General features: G+C 48.7%; 12 protein-coding genes. 5 read left to right on the forward strand and 7 right to left on the reverse strand.

Annotated elements, in window-relative coordinates; all coding sequences use genetic code 11:
• Nucleotides 1-206: 206 nt before the first annotated feature.
• Nucleotides 207-1181: a LysR family transcriptional regulator gene (locus tag ACXAFQ_RS09165; protein ID WP_474820454.1), complete on the forward strand. Its 975-nt coding sequence runs from the start codon at nucleotides 207-209 to the stop codon at nucleotides 1179-1181.
• Here the strand turns inward: ACXAFQ_RS09165 and ACXAFQ_RS09170 are convergent.
• The 3 genes from ACXAFQ_RS09170 to ACXAFQ_RS09180 all read right to left on the reverse strand — a co-directional run bounded on the left by ACXAFQ_RS09170 (nucleotide 1157) and on the right by ACXAFQ_RS09180 (nucleotide 4991).
• The gene (locus ACXAFQ_RS09170; RefSeq protein WP_474820458.1) at nucleotides 1157-1906 is read right to left on the reverse strand and encodes an endonuclease/exonuclease/phosphatase family protein; all 750 of its coding nucleotides are present in this window, start codon (nucleotides 1904-1906) and stop codon (nucleotides 1157-1159) included. The two genes, ACXAFQ_RS09165 and ACXAFQ_RS09170, sit on opposite strands and share 25 nt — an antisense overlap.
• Nucleotides 1894-4092, reverse strand: coding sequence for a VTT domain-containing protein (locus ACXAFQ_RS09175; RefSeq protein WP_474820462.1), 2199 nt, complete (start codon nucleotides 4090-4092; stop codon nucleotides 1894-1896). The genes ACXAFQ_RS09170 and ACXAFQ_RS09175 overlap by 13 nt, the downstream gene beginning before the upstream one ends.
• Nucleotides 4093-4400: 308 nt before the next feature.
• Nucleotides 4401-4991, reverse strand: coding sequence for a porin family protein (locus ACXAFQ_RS09180; RefSeq protein WP_474820466.1), 591 nt, complete (start codon nucleotides 4989-4991; stop codon nucleotides 4401-4403).
• A gap of 407 nt (nucleotides 4992-5398) precedes the next feature.
• Between ACXAFQ_RS09180 and ACXAFQ_RS09185 the strand changes: the two genes are divergently transcribed.
• The 4 genes from ACXAFQ_RS09185 to ACXAFQ_RS09200 all read left to right on the forward strand — a co-directional run bounded on the left by ACXAFQ_RS09185 (nucleotide 5399) and on the right by ACXAFQ_RS09200 (nucleotide 17065).
• Complete coding sequence (locus ACXAFQ_RS09185) at nucleotides 5399-6277, forward strand: alpha/beta hydrolase (protein WP_474820470.1); 879 nt, start codon at nucleotides 5399-5401, stop codon at nucleotides 6275-6277.
• A 309-nt stretch (nucleotides 6278-6586) separates the two neighbouring features.
• Nucleotides 6587-9628 carry a TonB-dependent receptor gene (locus ACXAFQ_RS09190; protein ID WP_474820472.1) on the forward strand — a complete coding sequence of 1014 codons (3042 nt, stop codon included), beginning with the start codon at nucleotides 6587-6589 and terminating at the stop codon, nucleotides 9626-9628.
• A gap of 62 nt (nucleotides 9629-9690) precedes the next feature.
• The gene (locus ACXAFQ_RS09195; protein WP_474820476.1) at nucleotides 9691-14031 is read left to right on the forward strand and encodes an alpha-1,6-glucosidase domain-containing protein; all 4341 of its coding nucleotides are present in this window, start codon (nucleotides 9691-9693) and stop codon (nucleotides 14029-14031) included.
• A gap of 289 nt (nucleotides 14032-14320) precedes the next feature.
• On the forward strand, nucleotides 14321-17065 hold the full coding sequence (locus ACXAFQ_RS09200) for a rhamnogalacturonan lyase (RefSeq protein WP_474820480.1): 2745 nt from the start codon (nucleotides 14321-14323) through the stop codon (nucleotides 17063-17065).
• A 62-nt stretch (nucleotides 17066-17127) separates the two neighbouring features.
• Here the strand turns inward: ACXAFQ_RS09200 and cyoE are convergent, their stop codons facing one another.
• The 4 genes from cyoE to cyoB are packed head-to-tail and all read right to left on the reverse strand — an operon-like array spanning nucleotide 17128 to nucleotide 20998.
• A complete protein-coding gene (gene cyoE / locus ACXAFQ_RS09205) occupies nucleotides 17128-18024 on the reverse strand; it encodes a heme o synthase (protein WP_070126333.1) in 897 nt (298 codons plus the stop codon).
• 48 nt (nucleotides 18025-18072) lie between these two features.
• Entirely contained in the window at nucleotides 18073-18411 is a 339-nt protein-coding gene (cyoD, locus tag ACXAFQ_RS09210; RefSeq protein ID WP_070126334.1) for a cytochrome o ubiquinol oxidase subunit IV, read from the reverse strand.
• On the reverse strand, nucleotides 18411-19013 hold the full coding sequence (gene cyoC, locus ACXAFQ_RS09215; protein ID WP_474820487.1) for a cytochrome o ubiquinol oxidase subunit III: 603 nt from the start codon (nucleotides 19011-19013) through the stop codon (nucleotides 18411-18413). The genes cyoD and cyoC overlap by 1 nt, the downstream gene beginning before the upstream one ends.
• Entirely contained in the window at nucleotides 19010-20998 is a 1989-nt protein-coding gene (cyoB, locus tag ACXAFQ_RS09220) for a cytochrome o ubiquinol oxidase subunit I (protein WP_474820489.1), read from the reverse strand. Before cyoB ends, cyoC begins: the two co-directional genes overlap by 4 nt.
• Between the last annotated feature and the right edge of the window lies 1 nt (nucleotide 20999).

The raw sequence follows: 20999 nt of genomic DNA on the forward strand, positions 1-20999 counted from the left end.
TAATGATCGCTGGTTTTGAAAAAAATTTTCAGAGCGACACTAGTAACGAAAAGTTAACAATTTATATCTGTCTATATCTCGATTGGTGGCATGTAAGTTGCTGAACTATAAGTAAATATGCATGGTCACTTTTTGTCTAACATGGAGTTAAACAAATAGGAGATGGCAAGGCGATTTGTTCTTAGTCAGGTGTAAATAGGCACGTCATGAATTCTAAGCAATTACAGTATTTTCTGACCACACTACAAAAAGGAAGTATAGCGGCTGCTGCGAGAGAACTGGATATTGCGCAGCCTGCCATTAGCCAGCAACTGGCAAACCTCGAACGCGAAATGGGTGTTTCCCTGTTACGTCGAAGTTTTAAAGGGGTATCGTTAACTGAAGCGGGGGAGTTGTTTGCAACCCATGCCCGGCGGCTGGTGGACGACATCAACGCCGCAAAAGCCGAATTACAACATCTGATTGCTGAGCAATCCGGTGTTATTAGGGTAGGTATGTTGGCGTCTATGAGCAATGTGTTGTCGATGTCGCTACTTTCTGAAGTAAAGCGGTCAGCCAGTAAACTTAAATTGGATATCAGCACCGGCCCGTCGTATTCGGTAAAGAGCTGGTTGGAATCAAATCAAGTAGATATCGCGATTACCTATGAACAGGATGTTGATCCTAAGTTGATGGTTTGTGAGCCACTCATTGAGGAATACATGCATTTGGTGGTGGGTATCAATGAGCAATCTGATACTTACCAGAAGCTTAAGCATCGCGATGCAATTAAGTTTTGGGAATTAAGCCAATTTGAGCTTCTCACGCCGGGAGAAAGAGATGCACTGGGTAAACTGATTCATGAGTATGAGAAAATTACCGGCGTGGCGTTGTGTCACAATACCGCCTATTCCGGCCATTTAATGACAGGCTTACGTCAGCTGTTGCAAGGCGAAGGGGCAATGATATTGCCCACGTCAGCCATTTTTCACTTGGAAGAAAGCGGGCTAGTGAAAGCGCTAAAAATTGAAGAGCCGGAAATGCGTCGAACCGTAACAATGGCAACAAATCGGAGTGCGTCATTAACCGATGCGAACTTGAAGATGCAGGAAGTCATTAGACGGGTGACGGCAATGGAGCAGAAACTTCAGCATTGGCGGGGAGACTTAAAATGCCGTCAGCCTGCCATTGCTTGTGCCTGAGCGGTTTCTGGTGATATCTCCTGCTCAGGTAGTCTGATATCAATACAAACGGGCAAGTGGTCTGAGAGCAGGCGAGTTTGTTGATTCTTAAGTCGCTTCACCCTTCGGGTTTTTATATTAGGCGATGTCCATACTCTATCAAGAGAAAAAATAGGGAAATTACTTGGAAAGGTAGCGCCCACTTTATGCTGGATCAGCACTTCGTCAATGGCCCGGAATGCCTTGGTGAAAAACTGCCATTCGTTAAAATCACCGGCGAGCACCAATGGCACTGGGCGGTCTGTAATACGTTTTTCAATATATTCGTGAAGCTTGGCGAACTGCGAGCGACGCTCCTGTTTTTTTAGCCCTTTATGCGTGTTAATGACAGTAAGCGGGCCAGACGGTGTCAGCAGCTCAACGGCCTGAACATTCCGCGGTTGAAAACCATCCATGCTTACATCCAGCGTTTCGTTACTAATAACCGGGAAACGCGTGAGTACGGCGTTACCGTACCACCCGCTTTCCAGTTCAATGGCTGGTGAGGGAACTAACTCAAATACTTGGCTTGCACATATATCTCGTACATCTGTGCTGATATCCCGATGCTCAGGACGAGTATCCATTTCCTGAAGCAATACGATATCTGCGCCAATCTCAGCCAGGTAACTTCCTATTCTGCGATAGTCATGCTTATTATCTCTTCCTACACCGCTATGAATGTTATAGGTAACTATGCGACACATTCTTCACCCTTAGTTTTATCTACTTGCTGCTGCTTACGAGCCTGATAAGACTTTGCCAGTTTTTGTGACCCCCAAATCATCAGGCCCCACAAAACGATACCGCCGACCAGGTAGCTGATGGTCTCTGGAGACGGGTTGCGGAAAATTTGTGTGATGGAATCCCCCACCAAACCTTTAGCAATCATTGGGGGGAACATACCAAGGAAAGTACCTACCAAAAATTGCATCAAACCGATGGATGATATGCCAGCGACTAAATTCACTAGACTAAACGGTGCGATTGGCAGCATGCGGATGGCTGCAACCCCGACAATGCCACTGGTTTTCAGCTTGGCATCTACCGCTTCAACTTTGGGGCCGCCGATTTTCCGCAGACCAGCGTTACCGGCTACTTTACCAACACCGAACATGCTGGCTGAACTGAGGAGCGCACCGAGGATGCCATACAGCGGCCCCCAAATAGGACCAAATATGGCTGAAACCGCCAAGGACATAACGGTAACAGGGAAGAAGAAGAATCCGCCGACTACGTACACCATCAGTACGGTAGGCAATGCGAAGTAGGTGCCTCGACTTTCTTCTAGAAAAGCGTTGATATTGTCGGTAGACAGCCACGGAATGAAGTGGCTAGCGATGACCAAGGCCGCAGCTAACGCGGCAATCACCATCACGCCGATGCCAATCATAATTGTACGACGACGAGGATTACGTATTGGCATGGCTTCACCGCCCAATGTTGGAAGAGGGGGAACGAGCGGTTCTTCCGGATCGGATAAACGAGAAAAGAAATTTTGCCCGGTTTCCTGATCAGTGAAGATTTCATCGTGAACCTGCGTAAGCACATAACCATGAGCAAGTTGGCCCTCCATTAAGGCCCTTACTGGGTTAGGTTCTTCCATGAGCGCTGCAACCTGATTAACCGTACGACCGGTATGTTCAGCCAATAGATCGTTGCGGATACGAGCCACTTCACGGCGGTTCTCTTCATTGTTTCCAAACAGTACCATATCAATTTCGGTATCCAATGACATTGAACGGTTACTGATGTTTGACGACCCAATCACTGCGTAGCGATCATCGATAGTCATCACTTTCGAGTGGATACGTTTGGTTGCATGTTGGCCGTGTTCGTCTGTGATTGAAGAATAGGTCATCACCACACGTTCAGGATCGACACCTTTCTCTAAGATTTTCTTAAATTCAATACGGCCAGCCCAAAACGCCTCGCATTCAAACTTACCCTTAGGCTCGTAAGAACTCACGATCACGACGTGTAAATCTGGCTTTTCTTTCATGCGACGGTTCAACGCTTCCGCAATTTCTTGCCGCGAAGTGAACTGGTTTTCGATAAAAATAATGCGCTCTGCTTCGGAGATTAGATCCAGCAGCATGTGGCGTACTTCCTGAACAGGCTCTACCTCGTCCATAAAAGGAATGGTACGGGCAAGCGCACAGTCGACTTTACGGAACCATGGCTCATAATCTTCTGGCCATGCTTCGGGCAGGGGCGCGTCGATATCCGTTTTCGCATCTTCACGAATAGTAATGGGTTTTTCTTCTGCAACACGTAGCCAACGCCAGCGCACTAATTCGCTAAACCGCGCAACCACAGGCCCAGCAGAGACAATTTGAACATCGTGAAGAGGCGTATAAGGGCCATCAGGTCCGTTACGTTCTTCACTTTCAATGGGATGGTCGCGGGTGTCCCAGCGATTGGTGGAAATGTCCATACCACCAGAAAAAACCAATTCGTCATCTATGACGATGATTTTCTGATGCTGACTGCCTCCCATGGGGATGGTGTCATCTAATTCCGTAAGCACGTTGTCGGGCGTTTTCTCGTCCCAGACTTCTTTTGCCCACATTTCACGTTGCGCAAAAAACGCCAGCGATGAATCCCAGCGCAATAGATAAATTTTCATGTCCGGGTTCTGCTCAGCCTTCCATGCGAGCAAGTCGCTTACTACCGAAGGCGCTTCTGAATTTGCTTCATCTTCGCCACGCAGTAATCGAATGCGGCTATCGATATCCCAGCCGACAATAAAGATGCTGTGTTTCGCCTTCAAAATGGCAGAGTGAAGGGCTTTGTAGTAATTACCACAGTCAATCAATGGAGTCGCAAAGCTCGCCTGACTGGTTGCCCAGCAGTTTTCTCCCTGCTTGAATATAGAGTTAGTTGCTGACATTGTTCCTCCTCATGCCAACCCGGAATGAGTGTTTCAATTACAAATGAGTGGAAGGTTGCAGAATATGTTCCAGTTTCGAGAACACGCAAAAGAAGTGTAAGTCTCTGAATTTTAGTGACTAAATTCTTTTCGTGAAAGTGTGCAGCGCGGTTCGATCCCGCAGGCAGGGAAACTTTTCTGCAGCGTTTGTAGAATTTGCTTACTGAAATTGTATTAGGCTGATTAGTAAAAAGCGGGAAAAGTGTGGGAAGGTTAATTGCGGTTAAAACGAAAACAGGCCAGCGATGCTGGCCTGCTTGATTCTACTATTAGAAACGGTACTCAACACCGACACTTGCCTGATTCAGATCTGTGTCGAAATCGGTATCACTGAAATTATCAGCCAACTCTCCGGCATCTAAATCAGCGTCATAAACGGTGTATTCAGCATTTACCAGGAGGTTCTTGGTAATATTGTAGGAAAGACCTGCGCCAATGAAGAGGCTTTCGTCATCATAGCTGCCAGAAACGCCACCGACGTTGTAGTCTGATTCCCACCACAGTTGCCCTGCCTTAGCATAAACAGAGAAGCGATTGGTAATTGGCAAGATACCCTTTACGGCTGCCGTGTAACCGTCTGAGTCTGCCCGTGACAGGTTGTTACCATAGTCACCAAAATCAATGTAAGAGCCTTCAACAGCGATGTAGCGGTTAAATCGATAGCCAACTAAACCCTGCCATACATCATTGTCATCGTCGAAATCATCGTGGCCATCTACGTTCAGATAACCGTAGTTACCGCCAACATAAAAGCCGGCGTCGTCTTGCCAGGGCGTATCCAAAGATTGTGCCTGAGAGCCGAAAGTAGCCAGAGAAGTGAGTGCAGCGATACCCGCGATTGCTTTCAATGAAATTTTCATTATCTATGTCCTCAAAATGAATGTAGCAGAAGGAATGCGCTGTAATGATCCCGGAAAAAAATAAGAAGGATCAGAGAGTGTCGTTAAGGCAAAAAGCGCAATCCAGTATCGCTTAAACAGTATCAAGTACTGTGCCATACATTGGTGTATGTAAAATGAACGGTTTTAACCTTAAAACAAGATTTTTGTTCACTTTGCGAACACTTGCGGTATTTCTAATGAAACTGCTTCAAACCAGATTGTATCTATTACAGGGAACGTGCTTTCGTATTTGAAACAAATCTGCCATTGCTTTATTTTTCTAGTCCAGATGATGCAGAATGCCCATTTGCCTAATCACGGACGACCTGCCCATGAAACGACTCTGCTTTTTTATATTGTTCCTTTTCCTGAATGGAGACTTCGCGTTGGCTGATAATTGGACCCGCACTGAAATCGATTTATATCCAACGGGGATCCCCGGAGAAATTAGTCACACAGCTTCTGAATATGTTGGCAGGCAAACGGTGGGCGATCAGTCTGTCGTGGCGGTGGACAAACCTGAATTGACAATGGTTGCACCGCAGCCTCAGGCGCGTAATGGTACGGCGGTGTTAATCATGCCGGGCGGCGGTTACCAGCATCTTGCTATCGACAAGGAAGGCTTTAAGGTTGCTGAGCGTTTTGCTGAAGTTGGTATAACCGCATTTGTTTTAAAGTATCGCATGCCTCTTGCGGCCAACATGGAAAATCCGTCAACCGGACCATTGCAAGATGCACAGCAGGCTATGACGCTAATTCGCAAGAATGCGGAAAAATGGGGGCTGAATAATGAACGAATTGGCGTTATGGGATTTTCAGCCGGTGGACATCTGGCATCTACCGTTGCAACACATTTCAAGAAACCGGTACAGGCGGTTCATAGCCGAAAGGGATTGCGTCCGGATTTTCAAATTCTGATTTACCCGCTTGTTTCAATGACTGACGGCGTTACCCATGAAGGTTCAAGAACCTCACTGCTAGGGGACAACTACGATAAAGGAATGATTCAACGCTTCTCTGCTGAGATGAATGTAACGACTAATACGCCTCCCGCTTTCATTGTTCACGCTAACGATGATAAAGCGGTGCCAGTAACCAACGCACTTAATTATCACCGAGCATTGATTAACAAACGTGTTCCGGTGCAAATGTTACTCTTACCAGACGGCGGCCATGGCTTTGGAATGCGTCATCCCATCGACTGGTTTGAAGCTATGCTTTCCTGGATGAAAGCGTATGGCATTTTCGATGAGAAAAACTCTTAAACTACGCTCAGAACATCCAGTGTTTTAAAATATTAAGTCGGTTAAGTTGTTAACCGACACCTTCTATTTGCTTTTCAGAACCCTCATCCAATCGGTTAATTCCCGGTTGATACCAACCCATTCGCCAATTTTTACGATTATAAGACGCACAAATCAAGAAGTTAAAAATGTAAAATTTAAGTTATGAATACGTATGCATGATGTTGCTCTAAATTTCACCACAAGGATAAGATTTAAGCTGGAATAAAAAGTAGTGTCCGGAAATGTTCGCTGGTTTCCGGGTAAAAAATAACTATTGGAACGCCCAGCATGAAAATATTTAAACCTAACATAATTACCCTCGGCCTATTGGCCAGCGGTCTCATCCTCTCCAGTTCTGCGTTGCACGCTCAGCAGGCTGAAGAGTCCGAAACAGCCAATGACGATGAAACCATTGAGCGTATTGAAGTACGCGGTTTTAGCTCGAGTCTGATCCAGTCCCTCAATCAGAAACGGTTTAGTGATACGGTCACCGAACAGATTTCTGCCGATGACTTAGGGGGATTACCCGACGTGTCAATGGCCGATGCGCTGACTCGCTTGCCAGGTATTTCGGCAGTACGAACCGGTGGTCAGGCTGCTGAAATTAACATTCGCGGTTTGTCTGGCGACTTTGTTTTCTCAACATTAAATGGCCGTGAGCAAGTTTCTACCAGTGGTAGTCGCGCCATTGAATTTGACCAGTACCCTTCAGAATTAATTAATTCAGCTGCGGTGTATAAATCGCCGAAAGCCTCGCTGATAGAAGGCGGCGTTGCCGGTACTGTAGAACTGCAAACCGCGAGTGCGCTGGCTAATGAACAGACTCACACGTTTAATGCGAACGTTCGTGGCATGTTCAATGACAGGGCCAGCGAGATCCCTGATGCAGAAGAATATGGTCATCGCATTAGCTTTTCCTATCAGGGGAAGTTTATGGATGACACCGTAGGGGTATCGTTAGGTTATGCACGTTTGTTTCAGCCCAGCGTTTCAACGCAATTTATTGGTTTTGCCTACAACGGCGCTGTCGACGTTGATGGTATCGAAGGTGACAACGATGCCGCCGGTACTGACTGCCCTGAGTGCGAATACATTTCCGAAGGGTTTGAAATGCAGCATAAGGGTGGGGAGGAAACCCGGAACGGTTACATGGCTTCAGTAGAGTGGGCGCCAACCGACAATTTTAAACTGAAAGCTGATGCCTTTTTGTCTAAGTTTGATTCTGAAGCGTTCGCCCGTGGTTTCAGGGTGAAGCTCGGCGGCATCAACGCCAATATTATTAACCCTGTGGTGGTAAATAATAGTGTGATCGGAGGCACATTTACCCGCTCTGATAGCAGTTTCACCCGGGTAGAGCTGGTGAACGATGATAATCAGGACTTCGACCAGGTGGCAAGTTTCGGTATTAAAGCTGACTGGCAGATAACGGATAACCTGAGTGCCCAGTTTGACGTGTCTAAATCCACCGCTGAAAGTGATTTTCGAAATGGTCTACTTTGGTCTCTGGTCGCGGAAGACGCGAATGCCGCCAATCCCACCTTCGATGAAAACGTGCAAATCAGTTATTTGCTGAATGGACTCAACCTGCCAGATCTCGCGTTCAATCAAACTGATGCGTTTACCGACTTAAATCGGGCGATGATCAGTAAATACGGTATTTATCCGTATGAAAACGAGGATGATTTGGATGCTTACCGAGCAGATTTCCAATACTTTCTCGACCTGCCTGTCGTATCCGGTATCGAGTTTGGTTATCGCTATTCTGATCGTGAATTCAGCAATGATCGCGCTATATTCGAATTCGGAAATGATGGCGGATTCTCGGTAAGTCAGCCGCCACTGAACATAACGGAAGGCATGTCTGAAGTGGTGGACTGGTCTGGCGCCTTTTCGTATTTCCCAAGCTACCTTTCTATCGATTTAAATTCGGCGCTGAACGCCTGGTTTCCTGACGGTATTCCGCAACCCGCACAAACTTGGGGGCCTGGCGCCGCGGGCGTGATTAATGGCGATGGCACAAACGCTGCGTCGGCCTGGACGATACAGGAAAGTGGTGAAGTATTCGAAACTGTAAACGCAGCATATTTAATGGCGAACCTGGACACGGAATTGTTTGGCATACCCATGACCGGAAATGTGGGTGTACGCTATGTCCGTACTAAACAAGCTTCCACCACGCTTCAGCGCGCAACACGCCTGGTTACCGACCCCGAGACCGGTGTGAGTGAGGAAGTCAGCGATCCTACCGCCGGCGCGCAAAACATTACAGATGAGTTGGGGCTGATCAATAACTTCTATCGCCCAACCATTCTGACCCATGAATTTACCGATGTATTGCCGTCGATAAACTTAAATTTCAAGCTGACTGACAATTCCCAGTTACGGGTAGCTGCTGCGAAAGTGATGGGGCGTGCGCCAATCAACCGTTTTGCAGCCAATGCTTCTACTACCGTGGAAACCATTACCGCGACGATGGACAGAGATTCAGGGGAAGTGACCTTGTCTCAACCTACCGCCCGGGTAAACGGTTCAGCACGCAACAGCCCTTATCTTGAACCGTTTTACGCGACCCAATATGACTTGTCTTACGAGTATTACTTCGACGAGACCGATGGCGCGCTGGTGGTAGCCGGCTTCTTTAAGAACATTGAGTCATTCATCGAGAATATCGCCGTTGAACCTTACGACTTTGAAGGAAATGGATTCACCGTACCAGACTCGGTGCAGGTACCCGTTTACCTGGAAAGTGAATTTAGCGGGCAGGAGCCAGAGCTGGCACTGGATGCGGCCGGTGATCCGTTGTTCGTGACCGTGCCAACCGAAAATGGCCGTTACGAGACGGCAATTAACAATGCGGAAGGCGGCTATATTCGTGGTGTCGAAATAGCCTACACCGAAATCTATAGCATGTTACCTGGCATGTGGTCTGGGTTAGGTATGAGTGCTAGCTATTCGTTCACAGAAAGTGAGATTCAGCGCACATTGAGTGAAGGCGTGTTTGCCAGCCAATTGCCTGGACTCTCTGAAAACGTGGTAACGGCGACGCTGTTCTGGGAGTACGAAGGTTTCGAAACCCGGGTTTCTGCCCGCTATCGTGATGCCTTCGTATCGCAGCAGGTAGCGGTAAATGATCAAACCGTAAACTTCGACGATGAACTGGTGATTGACTATCAGGCCTCTTACGAGATTAACGACAATTTGAGCATGCTGTTTCAGGTAAACAACCTTACCGACGAACCTACCCGCAGCTATTTCTCGACACCGGAGCAAACAGGCACACTGCAATTCTTCGGTACCCAGTATTACCTCGGACTGACCTATTCACTGTGAGAACAACAATCATGAACAAACTGAATAGCGCCAAAGCGAAAAGACGTAAATGGACATCAGATATGACCAGACTTACCAAACAGGCTTGTGGGCTGCTGGCCTGCATACTGACACTTTTTGTATTAACCGGTTGTGGCGGCTCGGACATCGAATCGGGTAGCAATAACCTGCTTACCTGCGACTCGCCGTTGATCCCGGATTCAACGGGCACACAGTGCGTCGCGCCGCCTCCCATCGAGTGCGACCCGCCAACAGTACCGAACGAAGCCAATAATGCTTGCGTAGTGGGGGCTGATCCTACGTTACCTGCACCGGCATTCTTTCCCGGTGAATATCAGGCGGTGCTTTACTACAACCGCGGCTCTGTGGATGCCGATAACATTCCCAACGACCCGGCTTATGACGGCTGGCGTCTGCATACCTGGAATGATGAAACCTGTGATGCCTATGCCGATGCAGATACCGACTGGGCCAATGGCCGTCAGCCAACTGGCATCGATCCGAATTATGGCGCCTACTGGGTACTTGAGCTAAAAGAAAATTATGGCACCTGTCATAACTTCATTATCCATAAAGGCACCGATGATGCCGGAAAGGAAATGGGAGGAAGCAACTACGCAGGCTCGCTGGTTCAAGACGACGAAACGTTTACCCGCATGAACTTTACCCTGTCTGGTGAAGCAATCATTTTCGAATTTCCGATTATTTCTTTAGGTGAACAACCCGTCGATGTTGAAGGTCTCGGAGCACATTGGCTGGATGTGAACACCATTCTGTGGAACGCGCCAGAAGGTGTAGAAACCGTTGAATTGCATTACAGCGAAACGGCAGGACTTGAATCTACCCTGGAAGATGGCCTTAACGGTGCAGTGCTGACGCTGACTGAAACCACCCTCACCGATGAGCAAATCGCGCTGGCACCTCACCTGCAATCCATGCAAGCATGGCAAGGCGACTGGGATGAAGCTGCGGCGAAAGCGGTACTGAAAACCCAGACTGCAATCGGCGGCTACAACGATGAAGGCAAATTGGTTGCTGCAACGGGTATTCAGTTAGCTAACGTACTGGATGTGCTTTACACCAGCGGCGATGACGATGCCAACGAGGCCTCGCTAGGACCGGTTTATACCGACACCGGCATTTCTGCTGTGGTGTGGGCACCTACCGCACAGCAGGTTAATCTGCTGAGCTACTCAGACAGCAAGTCACTGCAGAATACATATCCGATGACGCTGGATGAGAATACCGGAATCTGGCGCTACGACGGCGATATGTCGCTGGACCGTACCTTGTATCGATTCGAGGTTACGGTGTATCACCCTGTTACTGGCGAGCTGGAAAACCTGGAAGTCACCGACCCCTATTCGGTTTCACTTTCTACCAACAGCCGATTCTCACGCTTTGTAAATCTGTCAGATGACGATCTCAAACCAGACGGCTGGGATACCCAATCGATTCCAACGATTGCCGATCCGGAAGATGCGGTGATTTACGAAGGTCACATCCGCGACTTCAGTATACTTGATGAATCTACCTCTGAAGCGAACCGGGGCAAATATCTGGCATTCACGGAAGAAGGTACTGCACCGGTTACGCACTTGCAGAAGCTGGCTAATGCCGGTATGACCCACTTCCATATGCTGCCTGCCAACGACATTGCCAGCGTGGATGAGAACCCAGCGAATGTGGTGAATATTAACGATACGATTGGCGATCTGTGTCGCCTTAACCGCAACGCAACCATTTGCGAAGAGGAACCGGAAGGGGCGGTGATTAAGGATCTGCTGGAAAGCTACGATCCGGCCTCTGAAGGTGGTAAAGCCCAGGCGCTTATTGATCAAATGCGTGGCTTCGATTCTTTCAACTGGGGTTACGATCCGTATCACTTCAATGTGCCTGAAGGCAGCTACGCGTCTGACGCCGAGGGTGTTCAGCGTATCGTTGAAATGCGGGCAATGAATATGGCCTTGCATGAGATAGGTCTGCGGGTCGTGCTGGATGTGGTGTATAACCACACCAATGCTTCAGGTGTGTATCCGCGTTCAGTGCTGGATAAAATGGTACCGGGCTATTATCACCGTTACGACGTGGAAACCGGCGCAATGGTACAGGAAACATGCTGTGAAGATACCGAGCCCCGTCAGGCGATGATGGAAAAGCTGATGCTGGATTCGCTGCTGTTGTGGACCGAGCAGTATAAGTTTGATTCCTTCCGCTTTGACATCATGAGTCAGGCCACGGTTGATACCATGGTGCGTTTGCGTGATGCTGTTCAGACAATTGACGAAGATAACTATTTCTACGGCGAAGGCTGGCTGAAAGAAGACAGAGGTTACGAGCAGGCCAACCAGATCAATATGGGCGGCACCCAAATCGGTACTTATAACGACCGCATCCGCGACGCTATCCGTTACGGTCATCTGTTTAACCCTGAAAGTGACGAAGCGCTGAGTGCACAGGATCGTCTCAAAATGGGCATGGCCGGCACACTCACCGACTATGTGCTGAAAACTTCCGGTGGCTCTGCTACCACAACCAGTAGTCTGGGTGGTTACGGTCAGGACCCAGCCGACGTTATCAACTATGTGTCTAAACACGATAACGAAACCCTGTGGGATCAGTTTAACTACTCACTACCAATGGACTTAACGCTTGAGCAGCGTGTTCGTGCACAGAACATCGGTATTACCTTACCGCTGATGTCACAAGGTATTCCGTTTCTGCAAATGGGGGGGGACTTCCTGCGCTCTAAGTCTATGGATCGCAACAGTTACGATGCCGGCGACTGGTTCAACTATGTGGACTTCACCTTCAATACCAACAACTGGAATATCGGCTTACCGCTGGCAGTAGATAATTCCGCGCGCTGGGATGAAATGAGTGCGTTTATCTACGACGCTGAGCGTGCTGCCAGCATGGGAGAAATTGAATTTGCTTCCACGGTGTTCGATGAATACCTGATGATCCGCTCTGGCAGTAAGTTATTCCGCCTGACCACCATGGACGACATTATTCAGCGTGTGGGTTTCCATAACATCGGAGCCCGTCAGCAAGTGGGGCTGGTGGCCATGAGCATTGATGATGGTTACAACGAAACAAGTGAAACACCACTGGCTGATATTGATCCCGCCGTCGATGCCATTATGGTGGTGGTAAACACCGGCTACGAAGATAAATCCATTACTGTCGCTACGGCAACCGGTTTTGAATTACACAACGTGCTGATGAACTCAGTAGACAATACGGTACGTACCGCCATGTTCACGGAAGGGACCGGCGATGACGAAGGCAACGGTACCTTTACCGTGCCCGCACTGACCACTGCGGTATTCGTAAAACCGCAGATGGGGGCGCAAGGCTATGGCTTGTCGGCTTACGCCACTGCCGGTGCGCCGGATATTGTACCGTTCGGTGATACTGTTGCCTATTTACGAGGTGACATGAACGAGTGGGGCACAGAGTCACCGTTTACTTATCAGGGCGACGGCGTGTATACGGTTACGGCAACGCTAACTGCCGGCACCACTTACGGGTTCAAAATGGCATCAGAAGACTGGGATACAGTAAACTTTGGTGCTGCGGACGGTTCTGATGGTATTGTCGCTCTTGGCGATGACATGGTACTGGGCGTAAGCAATACCAACCTGAGCTTTACGCCAGCAGAAACGGCACTGTATGAATTCCGTGTGGATGCTTCAGATATCAGCGCCCCGATCCTGACTGTCAACTATGACGAGCCATTTGCACCAACCACCGTTTATCTGCGTGGCGATATGAATGGCTGGGGAACGGACGATGCCTTTAGCTACCAGGGCGATAAAGTATACACTTTTGCTACTACGCTGGAGCCGGGCACCTATCAGTTCAAGATTGCGTCGGAAGACTGGTCTACGGTTAATCTGGGCGGAATGACAAATAACGAGTCAGATACTGCCGTTAACGTGGGTACAACGCAGTTCCTTGCCGCGACTAACGAAAATCTGGTGCTGACCATTGAGGCGAACAACAGCTATGTGTTTGTGCTGTCAGCGCGAAATGGTGAAATACCTACCATTGGTGTTTTCGAAGAGCAATTCTTTGGCGCAACGCCAGTATTTATTCGTGGCGGCATGAATTCATGGGGCACCGACAACGCACTGACGTGGCAGGGCGATGGCACCTATACGGCGGATATCGTGCTTAGCGGTGGTGCAACGGAGTTTAAGGTCGCCTCAGAAGACTGGAGCACGGTGAACTTCGGTAATCCAGATGGCGAAGCCTCAAACGAAGTGATGGTAGATGTTCCCAAAGTGCTAGGGGTCAGTAATAACAACCTGATGATTAATGCTGAAGCCGGCACCTACCGCTTCACGGTGTCAGGGCCAGATGGCAGTAAGCCTGTGATAACGGTAACACCACTTTGAGTTAGCCTAGTTTTGTGTTGCTAAGTACCGATTGACTTTTCTGTCAATTCTGAAAAATCCGGTACCCGAGAGAGGGTACCGGATTTTTTTATATTGGGATTTTTTCTAGCCGCATCTTTAAGCCTTTTGAATTCATATTTAAAACTAAGATGAAGAAAATAGACTTTTAATTGAATGTTAAAATTTTGTTTCCTAGATTGCTTGACGTTAGCAGACAGCAGTTGCTTGCGGAGAGGGCTATTCAATACTGGCTCTCTGTATTTTAAACAATCTTATCCAGGGTGGATTTATGGTAGCAGGTAAGAAACATGGGGCACTTATAGCAAGCACTCTCATGCTTTGTTCTGGTTTTATCGGTGCACAGGAAACTATCAATTCAGTGCAAGGGAAGCGAGTTGAAAAGCTTGACCGAGGTGTAGTTGCTATACCAACTGAAGGCGGGAATATTATCAGCTGGCGGCTGTTGGTCGACGATCCAAAGTCAGTTTCTTTTAACGTTTATCGTAATGGTCGAAAACTGAATCATCACAAACTCGATGGCGAAACTTTCTATATTGACGAAACAGGCTCATCAAACCATGTCTACAGTGTAGGTGTGCACGAAGGACGAGGAGGGACCGGGCTGAATCGTACAGACGAGGTACCAGTATGGGATGCTCCTTACTTAAGTATTCCACTGAATAAGCCTCAGGATGATTGGGTGGTAGGCAGCACTTATACCTATAGTGCTAACGATGCTAGCGTCGCGGATCTTACTGGCGATGGTCGCTACGAAATTATTATCAAATGGTATCCGAGCAACAGCAATGACAACTTACCGAGCTTCACCGGTAAAACGATGCTCGATGCTTACACTCTGGATGGCGAGCAACTCTGGCGAATCGATCTGGGTCAGAATATTCGCTCCGGCGCACATTACACCCAGTTTCTTGCCTATGATTTCGATGGTGATGGCAGAGCCGAAATTGCGATGAAAACAGCTGACGGCACAACTGATGGTACTGGCGCTGTCATTGGTGATGCTGAGGCCGACTGGCGTAATGACGGCGGTATGATCCTCGACGGGCCAGAATACCTGACCATGTTCGATGGCCTCACTGGTGAGGCGCTCGATACAATTGATTATATTCCGCAACGGGGCACGGTGTCAGATTGGGGCGATAACTACGGTAACCGTGTAGATCGCTTTCTAGCAGGAGTGGGCTATCTAGACGGCGAGCACCCGAGTATGCTCTTTTCCCGTGGTTATTATACCCGTGCGGTAATTGCGGCATTTGACTGGGAAAACGGCAAATTTCAGTCCCGCTGGGTGTTCGATAGTGATGATGGCGGAGATTCAGCGTTGGCATTTGGACAAGGCGCACACAGCTTGTCCATAGGCGACGTGGACAATGATGGTATGGATGAAATCGTGTTCGGTGCGGCCACTATTGATCACGATGGAACTTTGCTTTACAGCACGGAGCTAGGCCATGGCGATGCACTGCACATGAGCGATATAGATCCGAACCGGCCCGGCCAAGAAATTTTTATGGTACATGAGTCCGCAGCAGCCTATACCAAAGGCGGCATCGAGTTCGGCGTTGAACTGCATGACGCGGCAACGGGAGAAATACTTTGGCACCGCCCCAGTAACGGAGCAGATGTAGGGCGTGGACTTAGCGCTGATATTGTTCCGAATTATCCTGGAATGGAAAATTACGGTACAAGAGGTGGGCTCGTGGCCGCAGATGGTACTGTAATAAGTGACGTCCGCCCTGGGCCAATTAACTTTGCAAGTTGGTGGGATGGCGATTTAAGTCGAGAACTGTTGGATAACATCACGATTTCGAAGTGGGACCCTGAACTGCTTACAACCCACACAATGCTCGATGGCGGTTTATACGACGTGGGTTCCAATAATGGCACTAAAGCCACACCGTCGTTATCTGCAGATATATTTGGTGACTGGCGTGAAGAAGTGATGTGGCGCAGCAACGACAGCACTGAACTGAAGATATTCTCAACCACGGAACCAACAACATATCGAATTCCTACGTTGATGCAAGAGCCTCAGTACCGTGTCGCCATTGCTTGGCAGAATGTGGGCTATAATCAACCACCACACCCAGCTTTTTATCTGGGCAGTGACACCACGGATATTCCTGACTACGGCAGTGAAGTACTGTCGGTAAACCCCGAGATGCGAATGGCTGCTCATGCTAGCGAATCAGCAATTAAGCTTCGTTTTTATAATCCAGTAGAAAAGATTTATGAAATAAAGATCTATCGTTCTACTCAAGCAGACCACGGTGATGCCGAGTTTGTTATCCGGTTACCGGGACAGAAAAATTACTTTACGGATACCAATGTTGAGCCAGACGTGACCTATTACTATACCGCTGAGGCAAGCGTGAAGGGTAAGCGCAGAGGGAGCCTAGAGCTTCTCACTCTAGAAGCGATTGGTAAACTTAGCAAAACCGAAGTGCCGGAAGTCCGCACTTGGCACCTGAGCAGCGAGTCGCCGGTGACACTGTCTTGGCATGTTCGCAATCTCGACGTGGCGGCGGTGAATGTGTTTCGTAGTGCTGTCGATGATTCGGGGGTTGCTGATTTCACTACCAGTGAACAGGTTGCACGGTTAGAAAACGGTGAAACAGAATGGACAGATCCGGAAGCGTCAGCAGGCAGTGCGCATTACTACTGGTTGCAGTTTGAGGATGCTGAGGGCGAGGTTATTCTGTCTGATGCTATCTTCGCAGAGCGCTTCCTGGTACCACTGACCAATCTGACTGCTGAGCGAGTTGAAGGTGGTATTCATCTAACATGGAGTCTTGAAGACTTCCCTCAAGGAATCAATCGGGTAGAAATTTACCGTAATACCTCAGCCAGATTGCCAGGTCGAGGAAGAGTCGTATTCGATGCCCCACAAGCTGGTGAACTTACCGATTCTACGGGACTAGTGGAGGGAACAACTTACTGGTACATGTTCAAGCTAACCATGGCGGATGGCACGACTTTCAATACCGATCCTGAGTCACCGGTAACCTATTAATATTCTCTTTTCACAAACAAAAGGGCCGCTCAATTGAGCGGCCCTTTTTCGTATTTACTAGTCTATAGCGCTAAGGCGAACAGTTTAGGTGCTACATCGTGGTAGTCTACCGCCATGGCAATGCTGAGGATCGTGATGTTCAGTATGGAGAAGCCGAACACCTGACGCGCCCAGCGTGTCATGTCGATATCAGGGCGATAACCACGCAGTGCCATCAGCAGCCACCAGAAGCTGGTGGTACAGGCGACGGCCAGGAAACCAATACCTGTGTATCCTGCAATCGACAGCATCATGGTCACAATCGCGTATACCGCAATGTAAAGCACGATATGCAGTTTGGCTTTTTCGATACCTTCTGCAACCGGCAGTACCGGAATATTCGCCGCTTCATAATCTTTGAAACGGAAAATAGCGATGGCGTAAGAGTGGGGCATTTGCCACAAACTAAACATCACCAGCAGAATGGCAGCGGCAGCATCGAACTGGCCACTTACCGCGCAGTAACCCACAACCGGGGGAACCGCACCAGACAAGCTACCAACCAGTGTGCCGTACACAGAGTTACGTTTCATATACAGGCTATAAACGCCCACATACACCACATAACCCAGTGCAGCGAAAAACACCGCAGTGGCGTTGGTGTACGCCACCAGCAGAGCAAAACCCATCACACCCAGCACAATGCCATGCCAGAATGCGGCTTTCAGCGACATTTCCCCGGTCACGGTAACCCGGGAGCGGGTACGTTGCATCTTGGCATCAATATCCCTGTCAATGCAGTTATTAATTGCACATCCGGATGCAACAACCAGTGATAAGCCAATCAGCGTTGCCGCCATCAGCATAAAGTCAACATCACCCCGAGATGCCAGCAGAAAACCACCGGCGACAGAGATTAGGTTGCCCATAATAATGCCGGGCTTAGTCACGGTTAAATATCGACGAAATACAGGTTTCATATTTCCAGTTTACCTCGCGTACGCTCAGAAAATGTACCAGCCAGCAGGCTAGTACATCATCATCGCGTTAGACTCGTAAATGATCCAGACAGACAGACCGACTACCATGAAGATAATCAGGGCACTGAACAGGAACGAGAACGTGCTTGCACGGCCATCTTCGGTAACGAAGTTCAGGTGCAGGAAGTATTTGAGATGAACCCAAATCTGTACCAGACCTAAAGTAACGATACTCCAAATAGTGGTGCCTTTAGAGAAGTCGCCTTCCATAACCATCCAGAAAGGGATGACTGTCAGGATGACCGACAGAACAAACCCAATCACATAGGATTTCACATCACCATGGTCGTTTGCATGGCTAACAGCGTGAGAATCGTGCTGACTCATTACAGTGCTCCCATCAGATAAACAACGGTGAATACGCAAATCCAGACGATGTCCAGGAAGTGCCAGAACAGGCTTAAGCAGCTCAGGCGCGTAACTGTTTGATCTTTCAGACCACGACGCATCACTTCGATGATCATGATGGTCATCCAAATCAGACCTGAAGTTACGTGCAGACCGTGCAGACCTACCAGCGAGAAGAACGCGGTGAGGAAGGCACTGGTATCAGGGCCATGGCCGTTTACGATCAGGTGATGGAATTCATAGATTTCCATTCCGATGAACACGGCACCGAAAACCCAGGTCACAGCCAACCATAACAGTGTGCCGCCTTTGTTTTGCTTGTGTGCTGCAATCATGGCAAAACCGAAAGTAATACTACTTAACAGTAGTGCCGCGGTTTCAACTGCAACGAAGTCCAGTTCAAAGATGTCTTTACCAGACACGCCACCGGCAGTGTTCATAAACAACACTGCGTAGGTTGCGAAGAACGAGGCAAATAACAGACAGTCGGTCATCAGGTAAACCCAGAAGCCGAAAACGCTATTACTCTCGTGATGCTCGTGGTCGTGATCGTGATGCATATCAGTAGCTACTGAGCTCATGCGTTCACTCCTTTAGCATTAGCAGATAAATGCTCTGCTTCGATTTTCTCTACTTCATCAACCTGTACGTAGTAATCTACGTCGCTGGTGTAACAGCGCTTGATGAATACTGCGATACCGGCGATGAAACCAACAGCGGCCAGCCACCAGATGTGCCAGATAAGTGCAAAACACATTACCGTAAAGCTCATGCTCATGAAGAAACCAGCAGAGGTGTTCTTAGGCATGTGGATTGGGGCATATTTTTCAGGCTTCTGATACGCTTCGCCACGTTCTTTCATGTCAGTCCATGCATCAATGTCTTTGATGTGAGGAATAACAGCGAAGTTGTAGTACTGAGGCGGAGACGCAGTTGACCACTCTAGCGTGTGACCATTCCACGGATCACCCGTAGTATCTTTAAGTGCTTCTTTGTTCTTAAAGCTGATGAACAGTTGCAGTAACTGGAAGAAGATACCTGCAGCGATGATGAATGCACCACCCGCAGCAATGTACAGCCAGATGTTCCAGTCCGGGTTGTCAGTGTGGTTCAGACGACGGGTCATTCCTAAGAAGCCCAGTACGTACAGTGGCATGAACGCTACCATGAAACCAATCTGCCAGCACCAGAATGCCGCTTTACCGGTTTTCTCATCCAGTTTGAAGCCCATCGCTTTCGGGAACCAGTAAGCAAAACCTGCCAGGTAACCGAATACCGCACCACCGATGATGGTGTTGTGGAAGTGAGCAATCAGGAACAAGCTGTTGTGCAGTACATAGTCAGCACCTGGGATAGCAAGCAGTACGCCTGTCATACCACCAATGGTGAAGGTAACCATGAAGCCTAACGTCCACAACACAGGTGTTGTGATAGTCAGACGGCCACGGTACATAGTGAACAGCCAGTTAAACAGTTTAACCCCGGTCGGTACGGCGATAACCATCGTCATGATACCGAAGAAGGCGTTAACGTTTGCGCTGGAACCCATTGTGAAGAAGTGGTGTAACCAAACAATGAAGCCCAGGATTGCAATTGCACCCGACGCGTAAACCATTGACTTATAGCCAAACAGACGCTTCGCAGTGAAGGTAGAAATGATTTCCGAGAAGATACCAAATGCTGGCAGAACCAGAATGTAAACTTCAGGGTGACCCCATGCCCAGAACAAGTTGATGTACATCATCGAGTTCCCACCTAAATCATTGGTGAAGAAGTGGAAATCAAGATAACGGTCAAGCGTAAGCATCGCCAGTACTGCAGTCAGAATAGGGAATGACGCAGCAATCAGGATGTTACCCCAGGTACATGTCCAGGTGAAGATAGGCATTTGCATCAGTTTCATGCCCGGCGCACGCATCTTGAATACAGTTACCAGGAAGTTAACCCCGGTCAAGAGCGTCCCGAGCCCCGATATCTGCAAGGCCCATATATAGTAATCAACCCCGACACCCGGTGAATACTCCAGACCCGCCAGTGGCGGATAAGCAACCCAACCGGTTTTCGCAAACTCACCCACACCTAAAGACAGGTTGATAAGAATTGCACCACCAGCCGTCAGCCAGAAGCTCAGGTTGTTCAGGAACGGGAAGGCAACGTCACGTGCACCAATCTGCAGCGGAACGATGATGTTCATCAGACCCACCATAAATGGCATTGCCATAAAGATGATCATGATAACACCGTGCGCGGTGAAGATTTGGTCATAGTGTTCTGGCGGCAGATAACCTTCTGCGCCGTTTGTTGCCGCTGCAAGCTGCGTACGCATCATGATGGCGTCGGCAAAGCCACGCATAAGCATGATAAGTGCAAGCAGGATATACATGATACCCAGGCGTTTGTGGTCGATGGACGTGATCCAGTCGCGCCACAGCGGGCCCCATGCTTTGTATTTGGTGATCAGACCTGCGATCACCAGACCGAGTACTGCAACTACCCCAAGCGTAACCATTACGATTGGCTCGTGGTACGGTACAGCCTCAATAGATAATTTACCTAAAAAAGACATA

The organism is Alteromonas sp. ABH2_165 (assembly GCF_056159945.1).

Excerpts from the sequence above, each read along its gene's own strand:
- cyoE (WP_070126333.1), bottom strand. The coding sequence starts at position 18,024 with ATGAAACCTGTATTTCGTCGATATTTAACCGTGACTAAGCCCGGCATT.
- ACXAFQ_RS09195 (WP_474820476.1), top strand. The coding sequence starts at position 9,691 with ATGACCAGACTTACCAAACAGGCTTGTGGGCTGCTGGCCTGCATACTG.
- ACXAFQ_RS09190 (WP_474820472.1), top strand. The coding sequence starts at position 6,587 with ATGAAAATATTTAAACCTAACATAATTACCCTCGGCCTATTGGCCAGC.
- cyoB (WP_474820489.1), bottom strand. The coding sequence starts at position 20,998 with ATGTCTTTTTTAGGTAAATTATCTATTGAGGCTGTACCGTACCACGAG.
- ACXAFQ_RS09200 (WP_474820480.1), top strand. The coding sequence starts at position 14,321 with ATGGTAGCAGGTAAGAAACATGGGGCACTTATAGCAAGCACTCTCATG.
- ACXAFQ_RS09175 (WP_474820462.1), bottom strand. The coding sequence starts at position 4,092 with ATGTCAGCAACTAACTCTATATTCAAGCAGGGAGAAAACTGCTGGGCA.
- cyoD (WP_070126334.1), bottom strand. The coding sequence starts at position 18,411 with ATGAGTCAGCACGATTCTCACGCTGTTAGCCATGCAAACGACCATGGT.
- ACXAFQ_RS09170 (WP_474820458.1), bottom strand. The coding sequence starts at position 1,906 with ATGTGTCGCATAGTTACCTATAACATTCATAGCGGTGTAGGAAGAGAT.
- cyoC (WP_474820487.1), bottom strand. The coding sequence starts at position 19,013 with ATGAGCTCAGTAGCTACTGATATGCATCACGATCACGACCACGAGCAT.
- ACXAFQ_RS09180 (WP_474820466.1), bottom strand. The coding sequence starts at position 4,991 with ATGAAAATTTCATTGAAAGCAATCGCGGGTATCGCTGCACTCACTTCT.
- ACXAFQ_RS09165 (WP_474820454.1), top strand. The coding sequence starts at position 207 with ATGAATTCTAAGCAATTACAGTATTTTCTGACCACACTACAAAAAGGA.